26 protein-coding genes are annotated in these 22,967 nt (G+C 72.8%); 18 read left to right on the forward strand and 8 right to left on the reverse strand.

Features of this window, described 5'->3' with window-relative positions; genetic code table 11:
* Positions 1 to 11 precede the first annotated feature (11 nt).
* The 4 genes from Val02_RS35680 to Val02_RS48350 all read left to right on the forward strand — a co-directional run bounded on the left by Val02_RS35680 (position 12) and on the right by Val02_RS48350 (position 1,748).
* Complete coding sequence (locus tag Val02_RS35680) at positions 12 to 314, forward strand: DUF1905 domain-containing protein (RefSeq protein ID WP_203903707.1); 303 nt, start codon at positions 12 to 14, stop codon at positions 312 to 314.
* A complete protein-coding gene (locus Val02_RS35685) occupies positions 311 to 1,096 on the forward strand; it encodes an META domain-containing protein (protein ID WP_203903708.1) in 786 nt (261 codons plus the stop codon). Before Val02_RS35680 ends, Val02_RS35685 begins: the two co-directional genes overlap by 4 nt.
* 67 nt (positions 1,097 to 1,163) lie before the next feature.
* Positions 1,164 to 1,418, forward strand: a complete 255-nt coding sequence (locus Val02_RS35690; protein WP_203903709.1) for a hypothetical protein — start codon at positions 1,164 to 1,166, stop codon at positions 1,416 to 1,418.
* A 204-nt stretch (positions 1,419 to 1,622) separates the two neighbouring features.
* On the forward strand, positions 1,623 to 1,748 hold the full coding sequence (locus tag Val02_RS48350) for a hypothetical protein (protein ID WP_275415640.1): 126 nt from the start codon (positions 1,623 to 1,625) through the stop codon (positions 1,746 to 1,748).
* A gap of 78 nt (positions 1,749 to 1,826) precedes the next feature.
* Here the strand turns inward: Val02_RS48350 and Val02_RS35695 are convergent, their stop codons facing one another.
* Complete coding sequence (locus tag Val02_RS35695) at positions 1,827 to 2,900, reverse strand: PQQ-dependent sugar dehydrogenase (RefSeq protein ID WP_203903710.1); 1,074 nt, start codon at positions 2,898 to 2,900, stop codon at positions 1,827 to 1,829.
* A gap of 164 nt (positions 2,901 to 3,064) precedes the next feature.
* Here Val02_RS35695 and Val02_RS35700 point away from each other — a divergent pair, with 164 nt between their 5' ends.
* Positions 3,065 to 4,294 (forward strand): endo-1,4-beta-xylanase, encoded by a 1,230-nt coding sequence (locus Val02_RS35700; protein ID WP_203903711.1) that lies wholly within the window; start codon positions 3,065 to 3,067, stop codon positions 4,292 to 4,294.
* A 52-nt stretch (positions 4,295 to 4,346) separates the two neighbouring features.
* Here Val02_RS35700 and Val02_RS35705 read toward each other — a convergent pair whose 3' ends face one another.
* Both Val02_RS35705 and Val02_RS35710 read right to left on the reverse strand, forming a co-directional pair.
* Entirely contained in the window at positions 4,347 to 5,495 is a 1,149-nt protein-coding gene (locus tag Val02_RS35705) for an outer membrane protein assembly factor BamB family protein (RefSeq protein ID WP_203903712.1), read from the reverse strand.
* Between the two features lie 105 nt (positions 5,496 to 5,600).
* Positions 5,601 to 6,797, reverse strand: coding sequence for a serine hydrolase domain-containing protein (locus Val02_RS35710; protein ID WP_203903713.1), 1,197 nt, complete (start codon positions 6,795 to 6,797; stop codon positions 5,601 to 5,603).
* Between the two features lie 136 nt (positions 6,798 to 6,933).
* Between Val02_RS35710 and Val02_RS35715 the strand changes: the two genes are divergently transcribed.
* The 3 genes from Val02_RS35715 to Val02_RS35725 all read left to right on the forward strand — a co-directional run bounded on the left by Val02_RS35715 (position 6,934) and on the right by Val02_RS35725 (position 9,151).
* Positions 6,934 to 8,070 carry a sensor histidine kinase gene (locus tag Val02_RS35715; protein WP_239153594.1) on the forward strand — a complete coding sequence of 379 codons (1,137 nt, stop codon included), beginning with the start codon at positions 6,934 to 6,936 and terminating at the stop codon, positions 8,068 to 8,070.
* Complete coding sequence (locus Val02_RS35720) at positions 8,067 to 8,783, forward strand: response regulator (protein ID WP_203903715.1); 717 nt, start codon at positions 8,067 to 8,069, stop codon at positions 8,781 to 8,783. The genes Val02_RS35715 and Val02_RS35720 overlap by 4 nt, the downstream gene beginning before the upstream one ends.
* 116 nt (positions 8,784 to 8,899) lie before the next feature.
* Complete coding sequence (locus Val02_RS35725; protein WP_203903716.1) at positions 8,900 to 9,151, forward strand: hypothetical protein; 252 nt, start codon at positions 8,900 to 8,902, stop codon at positions 9,149 to 9,151.
* A 14-nt stretch (positions 9,152 to 9,165) separates the two neighbouring features.
* Here the strand turns inward: Val02_RS35725 and Val02_RS35730 are convergent, their stop codons facing one another.
* Positions 9,166 to 9,693, reverse strand: coding sequence for a methyl-accepting chemotaxis protein (locus Val02_RS35730; protein WP_203903717.1), 528 nt, complete (start codon positions 9,691 to 9,693; stop codon positions 9,166 to 9,168).
* Between the two features lie 201 nt (positions 9,694 to 9,894).
* Between Val02_RS35730 and Val02_RS35735 the strand changes: the two genes are divergently transcribed.
* The 5 genes from Val02_RS35735 (at position 9,895) to Val02_RS35755 (ending at position 14,179) form a co-directional block, all read left to right on the forward strand.
* Positions 9,895 to 11,286, forward strand: a complete 1,392-nt coding sequence (locus Val02_RS35735; protein ID WP_203903718.1) for an endo-1,4-beta-xylanase — start codon at positions 9,895 to 9,897, stop codon at positions 11,284 to 11,286.
* Positions 11,287 to 11,389: 103 nt separating this feature from the next.
* The gene (locus tag Val02_RS35740; RefSeq protein WP_203903719.1) at positions 11,390 to 11,947 is read left to right on the forward strand and encodes a DinB family protein; all 558 of its coding nucleotides are present in this window, start codon (positions 11,390 to 11,392) and stop codon (positions 11,945 to 11,947) included.
* Between the two features lie 33 nt (positions 11,948 to 11,980).
* Positions 11,981 to 13,081, forward strand: a complete 1,101-nt coding sequence (locus Val02_RS35745) for a sensor histidine kinase (protein ID WP_203903720.1) — start codon at positions 11,981 to 11,983, stop codon at positions 13,079 to 13,081.
* Positions 13,078 to 13,719 carry a response regulator gene (locus Val02_RS35750; protein ID WP_203903721.1) on the forward strand — a complete coding sequence of 214 codons (642 nt, stop codon included), beginning with the start codon at positions 13,078 to 13,080 and terminating at the stop codon, positions 13,717 to 13,719. The genes Val02_RS35745 and Val02_RS35750 overlap by 4 nt, the downstream gene beginning before the upstream one ends.
* Positions 13,720 to 13,777: 58 nt before the next feature.
* On the forward strand, positions 13,778 to 14,179 hold the full coding sequence (locus Val02_RS35755; protein WP_203903722.1) for a hypothetical protein: 402 nt from the start codon (positions 13,778 to 13,780) through the stop codon (positions 14,177 to 14,179).
* An 85-nt stretch (positions 14,180 to 14,264) separates the two neighbouring features.
* On the opposite strand, the gene Val02_RS35760 is transcribed toward Val02_RS35755, so the two are convergent.
* Positions 14,265 to 15,128: a PfkB family carbohydrate kinase gene (locus Val02_RS35760; protein WP_203903723.1), complete on the reverse strand. Its 864-nt coding sequence runs from the start codon at positions 15,126 to 15,128 to the stop codon at positions 14,265 to 14,267.
* A 137-nt stretch (positions 15,129 to 15,265) separates the two neighbouring features.
* Between Val02_RS35760 and Val02_RS35765 the strand changes: the two genes are divergently transcribed.
* The 4 genes from Val02_RS35765 to Val02_RS35780 all read left to right on the forward strand — a co-directional run bounded on the left by Val02_RS35765 (position 15,266) and on the right by Val02_RS35780 (position 18,099).
* A complete protein-coding gene (locus tag Val02_RS35765; RefSeq protein ID WP_203903724.1) occupies positions 15,266 to 15,913 on the forward strand; it encodes a GNAT family N-acetyltransferase in 648 nt (215 codons plus the stop codon).
* A gap of 10 nt (positions 15,914 to 15,923) precedes the next feature.
* Complete coding sequence (locus Val02_RS35770) at positions 15,924 to 16,688, forward strand: formyltransferase family protein (protein WP_203903725.1); 765 nt, start codon at positions 15,924 to 15,926, stop codon at positions 16,686 to 16,688.
* Positions 16,689 to 16,784: 96 nt separating this feature from the next.
* Complete coding sequence (locus Val02_RS35775) at positions 16,785 to 17,747, forward strand: hypothetical protein (protein WP_203903726.1); 963 nt, start codon at positions 16,785 to 16,787, stop codon at positions 17,745 to 17,747.
* Between the two features lie 10 nt (positions 17,748 to 17,757).
* Positions 17,758 to 18,099: a VOC family protein gene (locus Val02_RS35780; RefSeq protein ID WP_203903727.1), complete on the forward strand. Its 342-nt coding sequence runs from the start codon at positions 17,758 to 17,760 to the stop codon at positions 18,097 to 18,099.
* Here the strand turns inward: Val02_RS35780 and Val02_RS35785 are convergent.
* Positions 18,075 to 18,410: an STAS domain-containing protein gene (locus Val02_RS35785; protein ID WP_203903728.1), complete on the reverse strand. Its 336-nt coding sequence runs from the start codon at positions 18,408 to 18,410 to the stop codon at positions 18,075 to 18,077. The two genes, Val02_RS35780 and Val02_RS35785, sit on opposite strands and share 25 nt — an antisense overlap.
* A 149-nt stretch (positions 18,411 to 18,559) precedes the next feature.
* Between Val02_RS35785 and Val02_RS35790 the strand changes: the two genes are divergently transcribed.
* The gene (locus Val02_RS35790) at positions 18,560 to 20,584 is read left to right on the forward strand and encodes an AfsR/SARP family transcriptional regulator (protein ID WP_203903729.1); all 2,025 of its coding nucleotides are present in this window, start codon (positions 18,560 to 18,562) and stop codon (positions 20,582 to 20,584) included.
* Here Val02_RS35790 and Val02_RS35795 read toward each other — a convergent pair.
* Positions 20,560 to 22,413 (reverse strand): ABC transporter ATP-binding protein, encoded by a 1,854-nt coding sequence (locus Val02_RS35795; RefSeq protein ID WP_203903730.1) that lies wholly within the window; start codon positions 22,411 to 22,413, stop codon positions 20,560 to 20,562. The genes Val02_RS35790 and Val02_RS35795 overlap by 25 nt on opposite strands.
* A complete protein-coding gene (locus Val02_RS35800) occupies positions 22,410 to 22,961 on the reverse strand; it encodes a TlpA family protein disulfide reductase (protein WP_203903731.1) in 552 nt (183 codons plus the stop codon). Before Val02_RS35800 ends, Val02_RS35795 begins: the two co-directional genes overlap by 4 nt.
* Positions 22,962 to 22,967 lie beyond the last annotated feature (6 nt).

Raw genomic sequence — 22,967 nt, forward strand, 5'->3', positions numbered from 1 at the left:
ATAAAGGCTGAGTGATGGTGGAGTTCGAGGCGGAGCTGTGGGTGTGGGACGCGCGCCGCTCCGAGACGTGGACCTTCGTGAGCCTGCCGGAGGACGCCTCGGAGGAGATCCGTGCGCTGACGGCGGGTAACGCGCGGGGGTTCGGGTCGCTCAAGGTGCGCGCCTCGATCGGCGGCAGCACGTGGTCGACCTCGATCTTCCCGGGCTCCGGCGGTGGGCCGTACGTGCTGCCGGTCAAGCGGGCGGTGCGCAAGAAGGAGGGCATCGAGCCCGGCGACACCGTTCCGGTGGCCGTCGAGTTGGTGTACGCGTGAGCGGAACCGGACGGGTGCCCCCGCGCGTCAAAGACGGCGTGAAGCTGCGCGCCCTGGCACTCCTGCTCGTTCTCGCCGCGACGGCCTGCGGGGAGGCGTCGGCCGACACCGGTTCCTTCGAGGGACGCACGTTCCTGTCGACCGGTGTCACCGACGGCGGGCAGCCGAAGCCGCTCGCGGCCAACACCCGGATCCGGATGTCGTTCACGGCCGACGAGGTGAAGGCGAACGCCGGCTGCAACCACCTCTCCGGCCCGGTGAGCCTCGACGGCGACAAGCTCGTCGTCGGCGAACTGGGCAGCACCGCCATCGGCTGCCCGCCGGGGCTCTCCGAGCAGGATCAATGGTTCGCCGGAGTGCTGAGCGGGCGCCCCGGCTGGAAGCTCGACGGCGACACGCTGACCCTGACGGCCGGCGCCGTCACGGTGACGTTCGTGGACCAGCGGGTGGCCGAGCCGGACCGGCCGCTCCTCGGTACCAGGTGGACGGTCGACACGGTGTTCAGCGGTGGCGTCGCGAGTTCGGGGCAGGGGAGCGCGGGGTTGGTGTTCGCGGACGGGCGGGTCACCGGGTCCACGCCGTGCGGGGTCTTCGAGGGGTCCTACACCCGCGAGGGAGACAGGCTGCGCTTCGCCGATCTGATGCACACGCCGTGCCACGACCAGTTGCACGCGTCGGTCGTGGGAACGCTCGCCGACGAGGCGACAGTGTCCGTCAAGGGGGATCGGTTGACACTGACCACAGTGGACGGTCGAGGCCTGGGCCTACACGCGACCGGCTAGTTGTCCACAGCCCGCAGGTGCGTCTTGCGGGCCACCGTGCGCGGACCCCAATGCCGGCCCGCACTACGTGCGGCTCTTCCCCGACGTGTACGCCGCGGCCGGGGTGACGCTGGATCACGCCGCGTGGTGCCGCGCCGCCGCGCTGCTGCTCAGGGGACGGGGCGCGCTGAGTGGCCACTCCGCGGCCCTGCTCCGAGGAGCCGACGTGCTCCCGCGGGACGCTCCGGTGGAGGTGACGGTCCCGCGGGACAAGCGGCTGGCGCCGCAGCGCGGCCTCGTGGTGGTCCGATGCTGCTTGACGGCGGCCTGCCCAGACCGCTGACGCAGCACGAGGTGCGTGACAGGTGCGGCGCTCTTGTCGCCCGGCTCGACCTGGCCTACGAGGCACAGCGGGTGGGCGTCGAGTACGAGGGCGCCCACCACAGGGAGCGCGACGCCTTCCAGCGCGACCTGAGGCCCCGGCGACATCTATCGCACACCCGAGCGCTGCGACTAGCCGAGTGCCGCGACGGACAGGGCGGCCCCGGTGCCCTCAGCTCTGGCGATGATCTGGCCGTCGCGGATGCTGAGGGCACCGGGGCTCGTCTGGTGCGCGGTGTTCCTCGTGCTCTTCTGTCCGCTCGCCGTGCGCGGCTACGCGCGTTGGGAGTGAACGCGAGCCCGGCAGCGGAGCGGTGCGCGCGGGAGCATACGGTCGCGCCCACGGCGGACGCGCGTAAATAGGGATCTATCAGACGGGCGGGAAGCGGAGGATGCGGTCGTCGGTGGCGGCGGGCGAACCGCGGCCGTCCCGGTTGCTCGTCGTCACCCAGAGGTAGCCGTCCGGCCCGACGACGACGGTGCGCAGCCGGCCGTACTGCCCCTGCAACTCGGCCACCGGCGTACCGGCGCCGCCGCTCGCGGTGATCGGGACGGTCCACAGCCGGGTGCCGCGCAGCGCCGCCGCGAAGAGCGTGCCGTTTGCGAACGCCGCCCCGCTCGGCGAGGCCTGCGCGGTGCTCCACACGACGATCGGGTTGCGGAAGTTGGCGTTGTTGCCCATGCCCTCGACCGTCGGCCAGCCGTAGTTGCCGCTGGCGACGATGAGGTTGACCTCGTCCCAGGTGTTCTGGCCGAACTCCGTGGCGAACAGCCGCCCCTGGGTGTCCCACGCCAGCCCCTGCACGTTGCGGTGGCCGAGGCTGTAGACGAGCGAACCCGCGGTCGGGTTGTCGGCCGGCACGCTGCCGTCGGGGCGCATGCGCAGGATCTTTCCGTTGCGGCTGCTCGGGTTCTGCGCGTTGGAGGTGGTGCCCGCGTCGCCCACGCCGGCGTAGAGGTTGCCGTCCGGCCCGAACGCGATCCGCCCGCCGTTGTGGATGGACGCCTTCGCGAGGCCGGTGACGACGGCGGTCTGCGCCTGGATGCTGTTCAGGTCGAAGCGCACGATGCGGTTGTCGCCGGCGGCCGTGAAGTACGCGTACACGAGGTTGTCCTGGGCGAACGTGGGCGACACGGCCAGCCCGAGCAGCCCGCCCTCGCCGCCGCGCACCACGTTCGGCACGGTGCCCAGGGAGACCGGCGCGCTCCCGGCGCGGACGCGCAGGAGGCGTGCGCTGTCGCGCTCGGCGACCAGTGCGCTCCCGTCGGGCAGGAACGCCACACCCCACGGCGTGGCGAGGTTGGTGGCGACGGTCTCCGGGCGGGTGAAGTCGAAGCCGCCGGCGGCCCGCGCCTCGGCCGGCCGGTGCGCCTGCAACGTGACGGCGCCGATGACGGCGGCGCCCGCGACGAGTGCCGCAGTTGTCCACAGTGGACGGTGCATGTCGGATCTCCCAGTTTGGGGGCAAATGAGCGATCGATGCCAATCTACCCCCGGCTCCCGCCCGCCGCACTTTCGGCGCAACTTTCGAACGGTCGAAATACCAATTGGCGGCGACGAATGATCAGTTCTTGACGGGTCACGAAATGCACACCTAGCGTTCATGCGTGTTATCGCGAAGACTCATCGTCGCAGGTGTTGTCGCTGCCGTACTGCTTCCGTCGCTGTCGGCATCGGCCTCACACACCCCACCCAACCCCGCCGGAGAAACGCTCCGCGCCCTGGCCCAGCGCCACGGGCTGTACGTCGGCACGGCCGTCAACATGGACGCGTTGCAGGACCCCGCCGAGTCGCGCTACCGCGAACTGGCCAGCACCGAATTCAACACCGTCACCGCCGAGAACGTCATGAAATGGGAGGCGCTGCAGAAGGAAAAGAACGGCCCGTACGATTTCACCGAGGCCGACAAGCTGATCGACTTCGCCCGCAAGAACCGCCAGAAGGTGCGCGGGCACGTGCTCGTGTGGCACAACCAGGTGCCCGAGTGGCTGGGCAAGGGCGTCAAGGACGGCTCCATCTCCAAGACCGAGCTGCGCGCCATCCTGGAACGCCACGTGAAGACCGTCGTGTCGCACTTCCGGGGCAAGATCTGGCAGTGGGACGTCGTCAACGAGGCCGTCACCGACCCGTGGGACAGCCCGCCGAGCGGCATCACCTACCGGCCCACCCCCGCCGCCGGCGCCGGTGACAACCAGGTCTTCTGGGCCGATCACCTCGGGCCGGGCTACATCGCCGACGCGTTCCGCTGGGCGCGCTCGGCCGACCCGCAGGCGCTGCTCTTCTACAACGACTACAACCTCGAGGCGTTCGGCGACGAGGGCCCGATGGACAAGGTGCAGTTCGTCTACAACATGACGAAGAACCTGCGCGCGCAGGGCGTCCCGATCGACGGCGTCGGCAGCCAGGGCCACCTCTCCACGCAGTACGGCAACTACAGCGCGTTCCAGATCAGGGACGCCCTGGACAAGTTCGCCGGGCTGGGCGTCGCCACCGCCTACACCGAGGTCGACGTGCGCAGCCAGCGCACCCCGGCCGTCGAGGCCGGCGACACCAAGGAGATCAACCCGCGGCTGCAGGGGTCGGCGTTCAACTACAGCGCACTGCTGCAGGGCTGCCTGATGAGCCGCAAGTGCCTGTCGTTCACGGTATGGGGCTTCACCGACCGCTACCAGTGGACGAACGACTGGGAGTTCGGGGGCGAGGGACGTACCGGTCTCGCCGCCATCTACGACACGAACTACAACCCGAAGCACGCCTACCAGTCGATGCGGGCGGACCTGGCGACGGCCGGTGCGCCGTACGTGCAGCCGCGCATCCCGCAGAAACCGAAACGCTGACGCGGGTCCTGGGAAGCGGCCGCGGGGCATCGGGCCCCGCGGCCGTCCCGACTCAGCGGAACATGTCGAGGACGCGGCCGTCCGTCGCGTACAGGCGGCCGTCGACCACCACGACGTGCCCGACCGAACGGCGGATGATCGGCGTGTCCTCGAGCGGCTGACCGGTGCGCGCGTCGAGCATCGTCACCGACTGCAGGTCCGAACCGGCGAACACGACGCCGCCGGCGACCACCGGCCGGGCGACCGGGCTCCACACCTCGTGCTTCCACGCGGGGCGGCCGTCGGTCAGGTTCAGGGCGAGGATGTCCTCGCCGTGCGCCACGTAGACGCGGGTGTCGTCGACGGCCAGCCGGCCGGCGGCGTTCGGGGCTTTCCAGGCGGTTGCGCCGGTGCGGGCGTGCACGGCCAGCAGGTCACCACCGGGCGTCGTGGCGAGGAAGAGCCGGCCGTCCCGATCGGCGGCCTGCACGGACCACTCCGCCGGCCGGGTCCAGAGCCGCTTCCCGGTGCGCAGGTGCACCGCCTCGGTGGCGCTGCCGTCGGTGCGCGTCAGCAGGATCAGGTTGCCGGCCGCCGCGCCGGAGCCCAGTTCGACCCCGTCACGTGTCCACAGTGGACGGCCGTCGTCGAGCCGGTACGCGGTCACCGTGTCCACGCCGGCGTCGCCGCCGCCCGCCACCACCACGTCGCCGGCCACGACCACCTGGTACATCGGCGCGTCGCGCCGGAGCGACCAGCGTTCCCGGCCGGTCGCCGCGTCGTACGCCGTGAGCAAGCCGTCCGGGTCGCTCGTGGAGCCGCACGTGTTGGCCGCCGCGACGAGCGTGTCCCCGGCGACGCTCAGCTCCGGCGTCTCCTCGTCGGCGGTGCTGTCGACGGTGTGCCGCCACAGGCGTCTGCCGGTCGCGGCGTCGTAGGCGGCGAAGCCGTTCGCGTCGGAGAGGAACATCCGCCCGCCGGCCACCACCGGCGACCACTGCCCGAGGCAGCTCGCGCGCACCGCGGGGGAGACGATCGACCAGCGGTACGTCAGCGCGCCGGCGGTCCTCGGGTTGATGGCGCGCTCGTGCGGGTTCCAGCCGGTGTTGGCCGGGCCGTAGCCGTCCTGCGCCCACCCCTCGCCGGAGGCGGCGGCGGCCGGTGTCGCGGACAGGCTGACACAGAGGGCGGCGGTGGCGATGGCGGACAGTGTGGCGCGCATGATCGCCATCTTTTACGAGAAGGTGTTGCCGGACGGCGGTTTTCGGTAAGAAATGACGATCACGGGCCGGCATCCCGGAGGCGCCGGCCCGTGATCCGGATCGGGTCAGTGGGAGCAGAGTGCGTGGTCGATCAGCTCCATGGACTTGTCCGTCCGGGGCGGCGTGACGCCCTCGTCGGGCTCGAACGAGTGGGTGTTGAACGAGACCATCACGCTCCGCCTGCCGTCCGGCGTCACGCCGTTGCGGGTCTGGAAGCCGATGACGTCGCCGCCGTGCGACCACGAGCCGCCGCAGGAGTTCGGGACGAACACGAGCCCCAGGCCGTAGCGGGCGCCCGGCCAGTTCTCCCGGAACTCCTCGCTCGGCGTCACGGTCGCCCGCATCTCCTCGAGCTGTGCGGGCTTGAGCACCCTGCCGCTCAGCAGCAGGCGCAGGAACCGGTTGCCGTCGTCGAGCGTGCTGACCATGGCGCCGGCCGCGCCGCCCCAGGACGGGTTCTGCTCGGTGACGTCGACGAACTCGCCGTACTTCGGGTCCTCTTCGGTGGCGCCCTCGCCGGGGAAGCGTTCGTAGCCGACGGCGTGCGGGCGCGGGATCCGGCTCTCCGTGTACGGGGCGCTGGTGTCCTTGAGGCCGAACGGCTCGATGATGCGCTCGCGCACCTCGTCGAACCACGTGCGCCCGGTGACCTTCTGGATGATCATGCCGGCGAGCGCGTAGTTCGTGTTCGAGTACTCCCATCCGGCGCCGGGCGGGAACAGTGGCGGGTGCTGCACGGCCAAAGCCACCGCCTCCTCCGCCGTCACCGTCGTGAAGCGCTTGTCCCGGAAGCCCTGTTCGGAGAAGAGCCACGGCATGTCCATCAGGTACTCGTTCAGGCCGCTGGTGTGCTGCAGCAGCTGGCGAACGGTGATGGCGCGGCCGTCGTTGCCGTTGGCGTTCACCACGCCGGGCAGCCAACGCTCGACCGGGTCGTCGAGGGAGAGCTTCCCCTCGCCCACCAACTGCAGCACGGTCGCCGCCACGAACGTCTTCGTGAAGGAGCCGATGCGGAATTTGGCGTTCCACGGAACGGGTGTCCGGGCGGAGACGTCGCCGAGCCCGCTACGGACCTTGATGTCGCGGCCGGGGGTGTCGACCCCGACCAGCACGCCCGGTGTGCCGTACTTCAACAGCGCGTCGGCGTCGCGTTGCAGGGTGGTTCTCTCACCCGCCTCCGCGGTGCCGGTGCCGACAAGGGCGACGCCGGCCGCGAGCACGGCGGCGGTGGCAGCCGTCAATGTGATCCGAAGTGGCTTCATGCTTGGGAACGCTATGGCGGGACATCGACCGCAGTCGTCACACGGGCACGGCAACTTCGCCTACCCCGCCGGGGGTACCGGGGGTTACCACGCTGGTGAGAGGCTCACCGGGGAGATCGCGACTATCGTCGAACGGGTGCGGACGCTCCTCCGATCCGTCCTGGTGGACGTGCTGCTGGCCATCGTGTTCACCGGGCTGGCCCTGGCCACGCTCGTCCAGCAGCGCGACGGCAGGCCGAGCCTTCCAGCCGTCCTCTTCGCCACGCTCAGCGTCGCGCCGATCGCCTGGCGCCAGCGCGCGCCCGTGCTCACCGTGGTGGCGATCCTGGTCGGGCTCACCGGCTACGCGATGCTCGGCAACGGCGAGTTCCCCGACTCGGGCGTCGGCCTGCTCTTCGGCATGTTCACCGCCGCGATGCTGTGCCGGCGCGCGGTCGTGGCGGGACTGTTCGTGGCGGCGCTGGCCGTGATGGCGATCGCCTACAGCCGCACGTTTCCGGACGCGCTGCCGTGGTCGCAGATCCTCCAGATCGCCCTGCTGATCGCCGGCGTGTGGGCGCTCGGGGAGAGCACCCGCGAGTGGTCGACGCGCGCCGAACGGCTCGCCGCCCAGGCCGCCCGCGCCGCCGCCAACGAACGCGTCCGCATCGCCCGCGAACTGCACGACATCGTCTCGCACCACATGTCGGTCATCTCCCTGCAGGCCGGCCTCGCCGAGTACGTTCTGGACGCCGACCCGCCGACCGCGCGCACCGCTATCGCCACCGTCGGCGAGGCGAGTCGCGACGCCCTGCTGGACATGCGCCGCCTGCTCGACGTGCTCCGCGTCGAACCGGGCGACCTCCCCGACACCGGTCGCGACGACGGCTACCGGCCGCAACCCGGCCTCGCCCAACTGGAGGAACTCGTGAATCGCACGCGCACCGCAGGCGTCCCGGTCGACGTGACGGTCACCGGAACGGCCGTCCCGCTGCCGCCCGGCCCCGACCTGTGCGCCTACCGGGTGGTGCAGGAGTCGCTGACGAACGTGCTCAAGCACGCCGGCCCCGCCTCGGCGCGGGTGGAGGTCGAGTACTCGGAACGGGCGCTCACCGTGCGGATCAGCGACACCGGCGGGCGGGTGTCCCGTTCGGCGGCGGTCTCCCCGACGTCGCACGGCATCAAGGGCATGCGGGAACGGGCGGAACTGTACGGGGGCGTGTTGACCGCGTCGCCCGCCGACGGGGGCGGGTTCACGGTCGAACTGCGGCTGCCGGTGGGGGCGGCGCGATGAGCACCCCTCCTGTCGGCGCGCCCGGCGACTCGTCGGCGGCGCCGGTGCGGGTTCTGGTCGTCGACGATCAGGACCTCATCCGGGCCGGGCTCGTGGCCCTGTTCCGGGCGGCGCCCGGGCTGGAGATCGCGGGGGAGGCGAGCGACGGCGCCCAGGCCGTGGCGCTGACCGCCGAGACCCGGCCGGACGTGGTGCTGATGGACATCCGCATGCCCGTCATGGACGGCATCGCCGCCACCCGGGCGATCCTCGCCGACGACAGCCCGCACCGGCCGCACGTGGTGGTGCTGACGACGTTCGACCTCGACGAGTACGTGTACACCGCGCTCGGGGCCGGCGCGTCGGGGTTCCTGCTGAAGGACACGCCGCCGCAGCGCATCATCGCCGCCGTGCACACCATCGCGGCCGGCGACATCCTCATCGCACCGCGCATCACGCACCGGCTCATCGAGGCGTACGCCGACAAGCACCGCACGACGACGGTCGGCGGTTCCGCGCTGGCCGAGCTGACCGCGCGCGAGGCGGAGGTGTTGAGCCTCGTCGGCACCGGCCTCAGCAACACCGAGATCGCCGAACGGCTCGTGCTCAGCGAGGCGACCGTCAAGACGCACGTCAAGCGCGTGATGGCCAAGCTCGGGCTGAACAGCCGGGCGCAGGCGGTGGTGGTCGCCTACGAGACCGGCCTCGTCGTTCCCTCGACGGGCACCACCTAGATTGCCGGAACCCGGCAGCCGGGGCCCGGCCCGGACAGCCGCCGGCCGACCTGTCGCACACCGCACCGTGTGGAACATCCTCGACGGCAGCAGCGCACGGGGAAAGGCGGCGGCCGATGGACAGACGCGTCGACGGCGCGACGGTGATGGAATGGATCATCAAGTTGACGGCCATGATGCTGTTCTGCGTTCTGCTGCTCCGCGTGCTTCCCGGCATTCGTCCTCCCGAGCCCGAGAGCGACAAGGCCGGCGTCGCGCGCGTCCGGGTGTCGCTGTATTTCTACCGCGGCGACGACGAGATAAATCGTTCCGTGGAACTGCGCCGGGAGGCCGACGGCGAATGGCGGGTCTGCGGGAACCCGCTGTAGTGGGCTGACCGGGCTCAGTCGTCGCGCAGTGCCGCCGCCGCGTGGGTGACCTCGGTCCGCAGCGCCTCCACCAGGCGGCACAGCCCGGCGCTCGCCCCGCCGGCCCCGTCGACCGCCGCCGTGATCCCGGTGATCGTCTCGTCCATCCGACGGATGCCGGCGGTGGCCCGTTCGAGCGCGGTGACGGCCTCGTCGACGGCCCGCAGCAGGGCGTCGACCCGGTCGGGGACGGCCGCCTCGTCGGCCGGAGGGTCGGTCGGGAGGCCGAAGCCGCGCCACGTCCCGCCGCCGTGCGCGGCCACGATGGTGGCGTTGAGCGCGAGCAGCCGGGTCTGCGCGGACACCTGGGAGATGAGGCCGACGGCCGAACGGATGTCGGCGGTGGCGGTGCGCAGCGCCTCCACGGTGCCGAGTGCGCGCCCCGACTCGACGGTGGCGTCCCGGGCCAGGGCGGCGAGGCCGCGCGCCGAGGCGCCCAGCTCGGTGGCGGCCGTCGCGACCCGCTCGGCCGCGTCGAGCACCGCCCGTTCCGTCGCGCGCATCTGACCCCCGTCCGCAGGACCGCGGTACCGAGTGTAGATCTAAATTTCCAGTCCGACGCTGAAACTTCCAGCGGTCTGTCTGACGTTTTCCCAGGTAGAGCGCGCTGAGCATGTTTCGGCCGGGTACGAACGTCGATTTGCCCGCCCGCCCGCCGCTAGCCTTCCGGCGCGTCCTTGCTCCCCCCGCCCGGAAGGCTGGACATGGCCAAGATTCCCCTCTCGGCACGACTCGCCGTGCCCCTGGCGGCCACGGCCGCCGCTGTCACCGCCGTTCTCATCGCCACGACCGGTGTGGCCGACGCCGGCACCACGCTCGGCGCGTCGGCCGCGGAGAAGGGCCGCTACTTCGGCACCGCCGTCGCCGTGAACAAGCTGTCCGACTCGGTGTACGTCGGCATCCTCAACCGCGAGTTCAACTCCGTCACGGCGGAGAACGAGATGAAGTGGGACGCCACCGAGCCCAACCAGAACTCGTTCAACTACACCAACGGCGACCGGCTGGTCAGCCACGCGCAGGCCAACGGCATGAAGGTGCGCGGACACGCGCTCGCCTGGCACCAGCAGCAGCCCGGCTGGACGTCGAGCCTGAGTGGTACGGCGCTGCGCAACGCCATGCTCAACCACGTCACGAACGTCGCCACCCACTACCGGGGCAAGATCGACTCGTGGGACGTGGTGAACGAGGCGTTCGCCGACGGCAACAGCGGCGCCCGCCGCGACTCCAACCTGCAGCGCACCGGCAACGACTGGATCGAGGCCGCGTTCCGCGCCGCGCGCGCCGCCGACCCCGGCGCCAAGCTCTGCTACAACGACTACAACACCGACGGCCAGAACGCGAAGTCGAACGCCGTCTACGCGATGGTGCAGGACTTCAAGGCGCGCGGCGTGCCGATCGACTGCGTCGGCTTCCAGTCGCACTTCAACGCGCAGTCGCCGGTGCCCGGTGACTACCGGGCCAACCTGGCCCGCTTCGCCGCCCTGGGCGTGGACGTGCAGATCACCGAACTCGACATCGAGGGTTCCGGAACGGCGCAGGCGAACAACTTCGCGACCGTCGTCAACGCCTGCCTCGCCGTGGCCCGCTGCAACGGCATCACGGTGTGGGGCATCCGGGACAGCGACTCGTGGCGCGCCAGCGGCACCCCGCTGCTCTTCGACAGCAGCGGCAACAAGAAGGCCGCCTACACCTCCACGCTCAACGCCCTGAACGCCGGCAGCCCCCCGCCGTCGTCGCCCGGCCAGTCCTCGCCGGGCACGCCGCCGTCGTCGCCGCCGGTCACCTCCAGCCCGCCGCCGACCGGTAACGGCTGCACCGCGAGCGTGTCGATCAACCAGTGGAACAACGGTTTCGTCGTCACCGTCCGCGTGACGGCCGGCGCCTCGGCCATCAACGGCTGGAACGTCGCGCTGACGCTGCCGAGCGGCGCGGCGGTCAGCAACTCGTGGAACGCCACGGCCAGCGGCACGAGCGGCGCGGTCCGGTTCGCCAACGTCAGCTACAACGGCCGGGTCGCGGCCGGTCAGAGCACCGAGTTCGGCTTCCAGGGCACCGGCACCGCCGGCTCCCTGACGCCGGGCTGCACCTCCAGCTGAAGCCCCACGCGAGCTGCCGGCGCCCGTCTGTCGTGTGTGGACGGACGGGCGTCGTGCGCAATTGCGGTGGCGGGCCGGTCCGTCGCCCGGCAAGGATGCGGGAATGACCTCGGACGAGCCCGGCCGCTGGACCAAGTCCACCGTTTACGCCGACATGTGGGTCGACCCCGCCGACGACCCACGGGAGACCGGCGTCGCGTACGTCGACGAGCGCACCACGCTGCGCGACTTCCTGCACCGCTACCGGCGCACGCTGGAGCTGAAGTGCGCGGATCTGGACGCCGCGCAGCTGGCCAGCCGTTCGGTGCCGCCGTCGACCATGTCGCTGCTCGGCCTGGTGCGCCACCTCGCGGAGGTGGAGCGCGGCTGGTTCCGCCGCCGGCTCGCCGGCGCGGACGCGCCGTACCTGTACGGTCCGGGGGAGGAGGCGTGGGACGGGGCGTCCGCCGATCCCGCCGTCGTCGCGGACGCGTGGGCCGCGTGGCGGGCCGAGGTGGATTTCGCGGAACGCCTTGTCGACGCCGCTCCCGACCTGGGTCCCACCGGCCCCACCGGCCTCCCGCTGCGGCAGGTGCTGGTGCACATGATCGAGGAGTACGCGCGCCACTGCGGCCACGCCGACCTGCTGCGCGAACGGATCGACGGCCGGATCGGCCAGTAGCTTTTCCGCGCCCGCGCACGGCAGAGTGGGGGCATGAGACGCGCGCTGGCCGCCCTGACGCTCGGGGCGTTCGCGACGATCGGGGTGGACCTGATCGGGGCGGGCCAGCGGCTGTGGCCCCTGGTGCCGAGCGCGCTCTTCGCCGCGGCGGCGATCGCCGGGTTCCAATGGGTGGCGCGGCGCGGGCGGGCCGGGGCGTACGCGTACGTCGTCGTCCAGATGCTGCTCGGCTTCATCGTCTTCGTCGGCGCGCGGTCGTACGTCGGCGCGACGCTGTTCCTCGTGGTGCTGGTGAGCCAGAGCGTGCTGCTGTTGCCCTGGCGGGCGGCGGCGGTGGTGGTCGGTGTGGTGCCGTTCTACCACGTCGGGATGGCGTGGCGGGACGGGCTGCGCGAGGGGCTGGGACTGCTGGCGGCCGGGCTGTTCACGGCGTTCGTGACGAAGCTGCTGATGCGCGAACAGCGGTCGCGGGCCGAACTGGCCGAGGCGCACAGACGGCTGCGCGAGTACGCCGTCCAGGCGGAAGGGCTCGCCGTCGTGCGGGAGCGCAACCGGGTGGCCCGCGACATCCACGACGGGCTGGGCCATTCGCTGACGGTCGTCCAGATGCAGATCAAGGCGGCGCGCGCGGTGCTGGCGGCGGACGCGGCCCGCGCGGACGCGGTGCTGTCCAAGGCGCAGTCCCAGGCGGAGACGGCGTTGCGCGACGTTCGCCGTTCCGTCGGAGCTTTGCGGGAACCGGAGTCGCGCGCACCGCTACCGGACGCCCTCCGGGCCCTGGCGGAGGAGGCCTCGGCGGCCGGCGTGCCCACGGGCCTGGACGTCGTAGGGGAGGCCCGCCCGCTGGCTCCCGCGGCGACGGAGTCGTTGTACCGTGCGGCCCAGGAGGGCCTGACGAACGTCCGCAAGCACGCCGCCGCCACCCGCGCCGACCTGACCCTGGACTACACGCACGCCGCGAACGTCCGCCTGGAGGTGCGCGATGACGGCACCGGAGTGTCCGATGTGGACGGTGCGCGGGGCGGCTTCGGACTGCTCGGCATCGAGGAGCGCACCGCGCACGCCGGCGGAACGATGACGCTGGAATCGTTGCCCGGCAAGGGTTACACGCTCCGCGTGGAGGTGCCCGGATGACGCGGGTGCTGCTCGTCGACGACCAGTCGCTCTTCCGCGAGGCGCTCGCGGTGCTGCTGAGCGTGCACGAGGACATCGAGGTCGTCGGGGAGGCCGGCAACGGCGAGGAGGCGCTGCGCCGCGCCGCCGAACTGGCACCCGACGTGGTGCTGATGGACCTGCGCATGCCGGTGCTCGACGGGATCGCCGCGACCCGCCGCCTGCGTGCCGAACGCCCCGGCGCGCGGGTGATCGCGCTGACGACGTTCGACGACGACGCGGACGTGTTCGCGGCGTTGCGCGCCGGCGCGGTCGGCTACCTGCTCAAGGACGTCTCCTCCGAACGCCTCGTCGAGGCCGTTCGGGCGGCCGCACGCGACGAGTCCGTGCTCCAGCCGTCCGTGGCGGCCAAGGTGGTGGCGGCGTTCGCGCGCCTGCCGGACGAGCCGCCGCCGGTCACGTCACCGCTGTCCGACCGCGAACTCGACGTCGTGCGGCTGCTCGCCGGGGGGCACAGCAACCGGGAGATCGCGGCGGCGCTGTTCCTCGCCGAGGGCACCGTCAAGAACCACGTCACGAACGTGCTGGGCAAGCTCGGTGCGCGCGACCGGACGCAGGCGGCGCTGCGGGCCCGTGCGCTGGGGCTGCTGGGACCATGACCCGGGTCATGACGTTCGGCACGTGCGCGCGGCCGGCCGGTTCGACACCCTGTGCGGCATGACCGATACGACTTCGCTTCGTTCCCGCTCCTACCTTCGCTTCGCGGGCCACTACGTGGAGATGGTGGTGGCCATGTTCGTCGGCATGTTCGTGCTGGCGCCGGTGTGGTCGTTCGCGGCGCCCGGACTCGTGGCGCGCGACGACGTGGGGGCGTTGGTGATGGCGTTCGACATGACGGTGGGCATGGTGCTGTGGATGCGGGTGCGTCGGCACGCGTGGCGGCCGATCGTGGAGATGTCGGTGGCGATGGTGGCGCCGTTCGTGGTGCTGCTCGTGCCGTACTGGCTGGGCGCCGTCTCCGGGGAGACGCTGATGATGGCCGGGCACACGCTGATGTTCGCGACGATGCTCCTGGCGATGCTGCTGCGCCCGGCCGAGTACCTGCACCACCGCCACTGACCGTGCGATCTTGCAGTTGTGGCGCCCGACCTGCGGCCTTCGGTGGGGATTTGTCGCAGCCACAACTGCAAGATCGGCGAGCGGGTCAGCCCCGGGCGCCGGCCACCCCCACGGACCGCGCGGCCGCGCGGTTGCCGGCCAGGGCCGCGGCCAGCAGGTCGGCCCCGGCGGCCACCGCTGCGGCGAGCGTGCCGACGAAGACGTCGCCGGCGCCCGTGGTGTCCACGACGTCGGCCGGTTCGCCGGGCACCACCGTCTCGACGGTGTCCCCGGTGACGACCACGCACCCGGCCCCGCCCAGCGTCACCACGACCGAACGCGCCCCGGTCGCCCGCAGCACCGCGGCGGCGAGCGTGCTGCCCTCGGGAAGCGGCCCGCCGAGCAGGTCGTGCGCCTCGTGCTCGTTGACGATGAGCGGGTCGGCGGCGGCGAGCGTGGCCGGTGCGAGCGGCACCACGGGCGCGTCGCTGACGACCAGCCGGGCCCCGCGCGTGGCGGCCGCCGTCGCCGCCGCGTCGACCGCCGCCGGCCCGATCTCCGCCTGGGCCACCACGACGTCGCCCTCGCGCAGGTTGTCGCGCAGCGCCGACAGGGCGCCGTCGAGCCGCCGGTTGGCGCCGGGCACGACGACGATGGAGTTCTCCCCGTCGGGTGTCAGGACGATGAACGCGAGCCCGGTCGGCGCGTCGTCCAGCACGGCCACCGGTCCGGTCCGCACCCCCGCCGCGTCGAGCGCCGCCAGCTGGGCGCGCCCGAGGTCGTCGGCGCCGACCGCGCCGATCATCGTGACGCGGCCACCCGCCCGGGCCGCCGCGACGGCCTGGTTGGCGCCCTTGCCGCCGGGGGAGCGACGCAGTTCGCTCGCGAGGACCGTCTCGCCGCCGGTGGGGCGGTGCGGCACGACGGTGGTCAGGTCAGCGTTGATCGAACCGACGACGTAGATCGCCAAGGCGCGTCCTTCCCGGTGGGGCGGTGCGCCGAGCCTAACCGGCCGCCCGGATCCCGATCGCGCGCCGCACCGCGTCGACGGAGCGCTGTGCGGGTAATTGAAAAGACAGCGTCCGCCGGGTTGGTCATCATCGGGTGATGGTGACACCCGCGCAGCTGTGGCCCCCGTTCGCGTTGAGCGTCCACTGTGGACACATCCGGCTGAGCGCCGTCACGGACGCGGACATCGGACCGCTGGCCGCACTGGCGCTCGGGGGTGTGCACGAGCCGGGGCGGATGCCGTTCGCGTTCCCGTGGACGGAGGCGCCGAAGGAGGAGCTTCCCTCCCGCATGGCCGCCTACTACTGGCGCAAGCGGGCGACGTTCTCCCCGGAGGAATGGACCCTCGACCTGGTGGTCCGCGTGGACGGTGAGATCGTCGGGGTCCAGGGCTTCTCGGCGAAGGACTACGCGGTCGTGCGCACCGGCGAGACCGGATCCTGGCTGGGCCAGCGGTTCCAGGGCAAGGGCATCGGCACGGCCATGCGCCGCACGGTCTGCGCGCTCTTCTTCGACCACCTCGGCGCGGCCGAGATCACGTCGGCGGCGTTCCTCGACAACCCGGCCTCGCTGGCGGTGAGCCGCAAGGTCGGCTATGTCGACAACGGCACGTCGCGCTGGCGGCGGCGGCCCGGCGAGCTGGCCATGCTGCGCCGGCTGGTGCTCACCCCGGAGCGCTTCGTCCGGCCGGAACACCCGTTGACCGTCGAGGGCATCACGGAGGTACGCGCCGCGATCGGCCTGTAGCGTGCGGTAGGTGGCCCGAATTGTCCTGATCACGCCGGGTGGCTTCCGGGGCCGGCTGCTGCTGGACCGCTTCCGCCGGCGGGGCGTGCCGCTCGACGCGGTGGTGTTCCTCGCCGGCGACTGGGAACGGCCGTGGCCGACCCTGCGGCGCACGCTGCACTTCCACCGCCGCTGGCGGGGCATCCGGACCAGCGGCGGCCTCGCCGGCGCACGGCTGCGCCGGGACCTGGTGCGGCTCGCGCCGGACTGCGTTCTGCTCGGCGGCTGCGGCCTCCTGCCGGCCGAACTCATCGACGCGGTCGCGGTGCCGGTGCTCAACACCCATCCGGCGCTGCTGCCGTGGATGCGCGGCAGCGGGGTGGTCGGCTACTCGCTCGCCGAGGGGATACCGCTCGGGGCCACGGTGCACCGCGTCGACGCGGGGATCGACACCGGCGCGATCGTCGTGCGGCGGCCGATGCCGGTGCCGTCGGGTCCGCTCTCGCTCTGGTATCTGGAACGGGCTGCCGACGTGTTCGCGGCGGATCTCATGGTCGACGCCGTTGTTGGCCTGCGGCGCGGTGAACTCCCGGCGGGTGTGCCGCAGGCGGCGCGGTTCCCGCTGCACACTCTCGCCGGAGCGGCGGCGGCCCGGCCGGCGCACGAGGCGCTGGCGCGGGCCGGCCGGGCGGGCGAACTGTGGCGTCAGAACGAGGCGCCGATCGCCTTCGGCTCCCCGGCGGTGCGGGCCAGTTCCTCCTGGGTGCCGAGTGTCTCGATGGCCGGCGGGACGTAGTCGGCGTCCAGCGTGATCTCGCGTTCCTCAACGATCGTGGTCATGGCGCCAAGGTACCGCGACGTATGAGTTTTTGTCCGTATATGTTCTTTAATCGTGGAGCACTGCGGCGCCTTCGGCTTTCGGCTCGATCCCCACCTCTTCGGCCGCCGCTACCTGCATACCGCCGCGCCGGACTGGCCGGCCCTGGAGGTGCGCGTCGGCGACCCGCCGGAGGGCTGGCGGGAGGTGTTCGCCGGCGACGGATGGGCGGTGCGGGTCCGGCGGGGCGGGGAGGCCGTCTGGTGGACGGGCGGGGCGGTGCACCGCCCCGACAGCCGCGTGCACCCGATGCTGTCGCTCGTCGTCTGCGCCGCCACCCTCGAACGCGGCGGCGACTGCCTGCACGCCGGCGCCGTGCACACGCCCGACGGGGTGGTCGCCGTGCTCGCCCCGTCCGGCGGCGGGAAGACCTCGACGATGGCGTACCTCGCCTTCGAGGCCGGGCTGGACGTGCTCACCGACGACCACCTGAACCTGCGCGACGGCGTGGCCCACGCCGGGCCCGGCTGCCTGGACCTCCGCCCGGACGCGGCCGCCCGCCTGGGCTTCGCTTCCGCTCCCGGTGGGGACTTCGCCGATCTTGCAGTTGTGGCGGCGACAAATCAGGCTCGGACCGGATACGCCGGGCACCACAACTGCAAGATCGCCGTGCGCGGGCCGGGGGCCGTGCGCGGGCCGGAGGCGGGTGGCGAGGTTGTGCGGGGCGGGGAGCGGGTCCGGCTGGAGCTTCCGGCGCCGCGCACCCTCGCCGCGCCCGTCGTCCGGACGGTCGTGCTCGAGTGGGGCGACTCCGAGCGGGTCGATCCCGTGCCGCCCCGGGAACGCCTCGCCCTGCTGTGTGCCGCCCGCACCGCGCCCCTCGTCCCGGGCGGGCTCGCGGTGCCGCTGGCCCTGGCCGCGCTGCCGATGCACCGGGTGACCAGGCGGCGCACGTTCGGCACGCTCCCGTGGACGGCTCGGGCCGTGCTGACCGGGTCCACAGTGGAACGTCCCTGGTGGAGTGCCGCCGGAACGTAGGATCGCGCGCATGGTGGACCTGTTCGGCGGGATCCGGGTGCGCGACTACGCGACCGCGCTCGCCTGGTACGAACGCCTCTTCGGCGGCCCGCCGGCGTTCGTGCCCAACGACGTCGAGGCCGTCTGGGAGGTGGCCGAGCACCGCTACCTCTACATCGAGGTCAACCCGGAGCACGCCGGCCACGCCCTGCACACGCTCTTCGTCGAGGACCTGGACGCGGTGGTGGCGGCGATCGGCGCCCGCGGCATCGAGCCCGCCGGGCGCGAGACCTACGGCAACGGCGTGCGCAAGGTGACGTTCCGGGACCCGGACGGCAACGAGATCGGCTACGGCGGGGGCCCGGAGGCCTGAGCGAGGCTGCTGTACATCTCGAACACCTCGTGCAGCCCGGTCACCTCGAACGGCCGCCGGATCCGTTCGTCGGGGCAGAGCACCCCGAAGCGGCCGCCGGCCGTGGTGGCCCGACGGTGCACGGCGATGAGCGCGTTGAGCACCGCCGAGTCGACGAACGTGGTGGCGCTCAGGTCGACGACCAGGTGGGTGGCCCCGCCCTCGAGCGCGTCGTACAGGTACGTGCGCAGGTCGGCGGCCGTGGCGAGGTCGGCGTCCTCGTGCACGGTGACCACCGTGAGCGGCCCGGACACGCGGGTCGTCAGTTCCATTCCACCTCCTCCGACGGTACATAGTTGCATTCCGGCAAACATTTGTGTGACGGGCCCCCGCACCGCTCTCCACTCGACCGCCACCTGATCGACCGTTATGGTTCTCCTGACTGCGATGTCGGCAAACGGGGGCACGGGGAGGGCCGACGATGTCGCTGCACATTGGCGTGCTCGGACCGCTGGACATCCGCCTCGACGGACAACTGCGGACGGTACCCGCGGGGCGGCTGGCGACCTTTCTCGCCGGCATGGCGCTGCGGGCCAACCGCGTGGTCCCGTTGCTGGCCCTGGCCGAGGAGCTGTGGGGCGCGTCCCCGCCGCGTTCGGCCCGCTACAACCTGCGCAGCTACGCCTCGCAGGCGCGCCGCGTCCTCGGCGACCCCGACCGGCTGGTCGCCCGCGGCGAGGGCTACCTGCTGGTCGCGGCGCCCGGCGAGGTGGACGCCGAGGTGTTCGAGAGTTCGGTCAACGACGCCGCGGGAGCCCCGGCGGGCGAGGCCGGGGCGCTGCTCGGCGCGGCCCTCGGACTGTGGCGCGGCCCGGTCGCCGCCGACGTCGCGCACGGGCCGCTGATCGCCGCCCGGGCCGGCATGCTGGACGAGTTGCGGGTGGTCGCGGTGGAGGAGCACGTCGCCGCGCAACTGCGGACCGGAGCCGCGCACCCGGCCGAGCTGGCCGCCCGCTTACGGCAGCACCTCGCCGAGCATCCTTATCGGGAACGGGCGTGGAGCCAGCTGATGCTCGCCCTGTACCGCGCGGGCGACCCGGCCGCGGCGCTGGGCGCACACGCCGCCGCCACCCGCGTTCTCGCGGAGGATCTCGGCATCGCACCCGGGCCGGAGCTGGCCGCCATGTACCGCGCCGTGCGGGACCGGGACGCCAGCGTCGCCGGAGGCACCCCGGCCGGCTGGAGCGGCGAACCGCCGCCGGTGCCGCACCAGTTGCCGCCGACGTCGGGCTGGTTCACCGGCCGGCAGGCGGAACTCGACCGGGTCTGCGGCGCCCTGCGCCCCGGTGCTGGGCCGGCCGTCGTGGTGGTGACCGGGCCGCCCGGCGTGGGCAAGTCCGCGCTCGCCGTGACCGCCGCGCACCGCGTCGCCGAGGCGTTCCCGGACGGCCAGTTGTACGTGGACCTGTCGCCGGTCACCGCGCCCGAGCAGGTGTTGCGGCGGCTGCTGCAGGCGCTGCGCCGCACGCCCACCCCGCAGGTCGACGCCGCCGAACTGCGCACCGCCGGCTACGGGCGCCGGCTGCTGTTCGTGCTGGACAACGCCGACGCCTTCCCCGACCTGGGCCAGCTGCTGCCGACCGGCCCGGGCTGTGCGGTGATCATCACCCGGCGCAGCGTGCCGGAGCGGCCCGCGGCGTTCCAGGTGGCGCTGGGCGCGATGCCCCTGGCGGAGGCCCGCGAACTGATCGCCCGCGTCGTCGGCGCCGAACCGCAGCCGGACGACAGCGATGCCGTGACGGCCGTGGCGCAACGCTGCGACCTGTTGCCGTTGGCCGTTCGGGCGGCGGCCGTGCGGCTGGCCCGCAGGCCGGACCTGCCGGTGCCGGTGCTCGCGGCGCGGCTGCGCCCGCTGCGGTTCCGGCTGGACGAGCTGCGCTGCGAACTGCTCGACGTGCGCACGCACTACGCCCGCGCCTGCCGCACGCTCGGCCCCGGCACGGAAGCCCTCTGGCGGCTGGCCCAGTTGCGGGTGCCGGAGTACCGGGTGCCGGTGCTCGCGGCGGTGCTCGGCTCGGGTGTGCGCGAGGCGGAGACGGTGTTCGACCGGCTGGTCGCCGAACACATCGTGACGCCGGTTGGCACCGACCGGTTCCGGCTGCCCGATCTGCTGCGCGCCTACGGCGCCGAACTGGCCGGCTACGAGCCGACCGTGCGCCGGCACGCGGCCCTGATGCGGGCGTTCGACTGGTACGCCGCGGCGGCCGGGCACGCGAGCGCCACCTGGCTGCGCGTGGAGCGGGAGAACCTCCTCGCCGCGATGCGCCAGGCGGCCCGCGTGCCCGGGGGCGAGAACGCCGTGCGCCGCATCGCCCGCGCGCTGCACGACAACCTGCGCCGGGGCGGCCACGAACGGCAGGCCGCGCTGGTGCGGCGCCTCGCCGTCGACGCGGCCCGCCGCAGCACCGCAGCGGCGTCGGCCTACGTGGCGGCCGGGGACGCGTAACCCCGCGCCTGCAGGGAGAAGAGCCGCGCGTAGCCGCCGCCGGCCGCCATCAGCGCGGCGTGGTCACCCTCCTCGGCGACCCGCCCCTCGGCGAGCACCACGATCACGTCGGCCGAACGCACGGCGCTCAGCCGGTGCGAGATGAGCAGGCTGCTGCGCCCCTCCCGCATCCGCATCAGGCGCACGTGCAGGTCGTGTTCCGCCTCGGCGTCGAGGCCGTTGCTCGGCTCGTCGAGGATCAGCAGGTCGCGGTCGGCCCGCAGGAACCCGCGCGCCACCGCCATCCGCTGCCACTGCCCGCCGGAGAGGACGACCCCGGCGCCGGTGTCCGGATCGCCGTCGGCCGCCAGGTCGTCGGCGTCGAAGAAGATGCGGCTCAGCAGCGTGTCGTAGCCGCGCGGCAGGGCGGCGATCGCGTCGTGCAGCCCGGCGTCGCGGGCCGCGGCGGCGATGCGGGCCGGATCCGAGAGGGCAGGCAGGTCGGCGACGCCGATGTTCTCCGTCGCGGTCAGGTCGTACGCGGTGTGGTCCTGGAACACCGCGCCGAGCCGGGCCCGCAGCGCCGCCGGGTCGAGGTCGCGCAGGTCCACGCCGTCCCAGGTGATGCGTCCCTTCGTCGGGTCGTAGAACCGGCACAGCAGCTTCACCATCGTGCTCTTGCCGGCGCCGTTCAACCCGACGAGACCGACCGAACGTCCGGCCGGGAGGGTCAGGTCCACGCCGCGCAGCACCCACGGGTGGTTGTCCCCGTACCGGAACCACACGTCGTGAAAGACGATCCCCTCGGACAGCGCCGCGACGGGCACCGGCGACCCGGCCAGCGGCAGGTCGGGCGGCTGGCCCGTGGCGACCCGGTAGTGGTCGAAGAAGAGCAGCGCCTGGTGCATCCGGCCGGCCTGCCCGACCAGGGAACCGAGCCCGCCCTGCACCCCCGGGATGGCGGCCAGCACCAGCGCCACGCCGCCGGCCGTGATCCGCCCGTCGAACGCCGCCGCCACGGCGGACCAGATCGCGAGGCCGGCCACCGCCGCGCCGAGCAGCCCGACGAGGGACTGCGCGCGCAGCTGACGCCGGTCGAGCCCGCGGTGCTCGGCGTTCGCGGCGTCGAGTTCGGCGAGCATACGGCCGGTGAAGAAGCCGCCGAGCCCGAACAGGCGCACCTCCTTCGCCGCCTCCACGCCGGTGACCAGGTGGGTGTAGAAGCGTTCGCGCCGCTCCCGCTGCTCCATCCGCAGGAACGTGGCCGCGCGGGCCCGGCTCAGGCGCAGTTCGGCCCAGAGGCCCGGGCCGGCGGCGGCCACCACGAGAAGGGCGACCAGCGGGTGCAGGAGCAGCAGCGACGTGGCGAACCCGCCGACGGCGACCAGTCCCGCGGCCATGCGCATGAGGCCGCCGGACAGTTCGGAGGGGCCCATGTGGCCGGTCTGCTGGGCGAGCTGCAACCGGTCGTGGAAGCGCGGGTCCTCCAGCCGGCCGATGCCGGTGAGCCGGTTCACGGCGGTGAACAGCCGCTGCCGCACCAGGCGGGTCACCCGGCGGGTGATCTCCGCATCGAGGTAACGGGTCACGTGCGGCAGCACCAGCCCCACAACGCCGGTCGCGCCGAGGGCGGCGGCCAGCGCGAGGACCCGTTCGCGGCTCGCCCGGCCCGAGGTCAGGTCGTCGAGCAGCAGCTTGAGCAGCCATGCCGTCAGGACCGGGGTGGCGCCGGTGAGCAGCGTGATCAGCAGTTCGACGACGGAACCGACGGGTGCGGCCCGCCAGCGCATGCCGGCCGCGGCGAGGCTGTGCGAGACGGCCCGCCGCGGCCCGAGGCGTTGCTGCCTCATGCGCTCGACGCCACCGGGATGTCCAGCCGGTCGATGGCGATGGAGCTGGTGACGACCTTCCCGAACGGGTCGAGGAGCGCGAACGCCGGCAGCCCGGTCAGCCTGAACTCCTTCGTGATCGGCCCGTTGCCCGGCTCGATGACGACCTTCGCGACGTCGCGGAACCGTTCGGCGTACTCGCCGGCCTTCTCGTCCTTGCCGACGATGACGACGAGCACGTTGTCCCGCCCGCCGAGCATGCTGCGCGCGGCGTCGAGCAGGCCGGGGATCTGCGCCTCGCAGCGGTCGCACAGCGGCGACAGGAACGCCACCAGCCGCGCACCGGTCACGTCGTCGCGGCTCACCGGTTCGCCGTCGATCGTGGTGTTGGCGAAGTCCCCGGGTGTCTCGCCGGCGCTCAGCAGCGGGTCCTCGACCTGTTCGGCCACGGCCGTCTTGGCGAGCTGTTCGGACTGCTCACGCAGGCGCTTCAACACCCCGAGGGTGAGGATGAGGTTGAGGGTGGTCAGCACGCCGAAGATGACGACTGCCGCGGACAGGATCCACATCGGAGC

The organism is Virgisporangium aliadipatigenens (genome assembly GCF_016863615.1).
GTDB lineage: Bacteria > Actinomycetota > Actinomycetes > Mycobacteriales > Micromonosporaceae > Virgisporangium > Virgisporangium aliadipatigenens.

What these genes read in the sequence shown, in the direction of transcription:
- Val02_RS35765 (WP_203903724.1), top strand. Translation starts at nt 15,266, where the DNA reads ATGGTGACACCCGCGCAGCTGTGGCCCCCGTTCGCGTTGAGCGTCCAC.
- Val02_RS35740 (WP_203903719.1), top strand. Translation starts at nt 11,390, where the DNA reads ATGACCTCGGACGAGCCCGGCCGCTGGACCAAGTCCACCGTTTACGCC.
- Val02_RS35730 (WP_203903717.1), bottom strand. Translation starts at nt 9,693, where the DNA reads ATGCGCGCGACGGAACGGGCGGTGCTCGACGCGGCCGAGCGGGTCGCG.
- Val02_RS35705 (WP_203903712.1), bottom strand. Translation starts at nt 5,495, where the DNA reads ATGCGCGCCACACTGTCCGCCATCGCCACCGCCGCCCTCTGTGTCAGC.
- Val02_RS35725 (WP_203903716.1), top strand. Translation starts at nt 8,900, where the DNA reads ATGGACAGACGCGTCGACGGCGCGACGGTGATGGAATGGATCATCAAG.
- Val02_RS35800 (WP_203903731.1), bottom strand. Translation starts at nt 22,961, where the DNA reads ATGTGGATCCTGTCCGCGGCAGTCGTCATCTTCGGCGTGCTGACCACC.
- Val02_RS35695 (WP_203903710.1), bottom strand. Translation starts at nt 2,900, where the DNA reads ATGCACCGTCCACTGTGGACAACTGCGGCACTCGTCGCGGGCGCCGCC.
- Val02_RS35745 (WP_203903720.1), top strand. Translation starts at nt 11,981, where the DNA reads ATGAGACGCGCGCTGGCCGCCCTGACGCTCGGGGCGTTCGCGACGATC.
- Val02_RS35735 (WP_203903718.1), top strand. Translation starts at nt 9,895, where the DNA reads ATGGCCAAGATTCCCCTCTCGGCACGACTCGCCGTGCCCCTGGCGGCC.
- Val02_RS35785 (WP_203903728.1), bottom strand. Translation starts at nt 18,410, where the DNA reads ATGGAACTGACGACCCGCGTGTCCGGGCCGCTCACGGTGGTCACCGTG.
- Val02_RS35790 (WP_203903729.1), top strand. Translation starts at nt 18,560, where the DNA reads ATGTCGCTGCACATTGGCGTGCTCGGACCGCTGGACATCCGCCTCGAC.
- Val02_RS35710 (WP_203903713.1), bottom strand. Translation starts at nt 6,797, where the DNA reads ATGAAGCCACTTCGGATCACATTGACGGCTGCCACCGCCGCCGTGCTC.
- Val02_RS35755 (WP_203903722.1), top strand. Translation starts at nt 13,778, where the DNA reads ATGACCGATACGACTTCGCTTCGTTCCCGCTCCTACCTTCGCTTCGCG.
- Val02_RS35780 (WP_203903727.1), top strand. Translation starts at nt 17,758, where the DNA reads ATGGTGGACCTGTTCGGCGGGATCCGGGTGCGCGACTACGCGACCGCG.
- Val02_RS35720 (WP_203903715.1), top strand. Translation starts at nt 8,067, where the DNA reads ATGAGCACCCCTCCTGTCGGCGCGCCCGGCGACTCGTCGGCGGCGCCG.
- Val02_RS35750 (WP_203903721.1), top strand. Translation starts at nt 13,078, where the DNA reads ATGACGCGGGTGCTGCTCGTCGACGACCAGTCGCTCTTCCGCGAGGCG.
- Val02_RS35795 (WP_203903730.1), bottom strand. Translation starts at nt 22,413, where the DNA reads ATGAGGCAGCAACGCCTCGGGCCGCGGCGGGCCGTCTCGCACAGCCTC.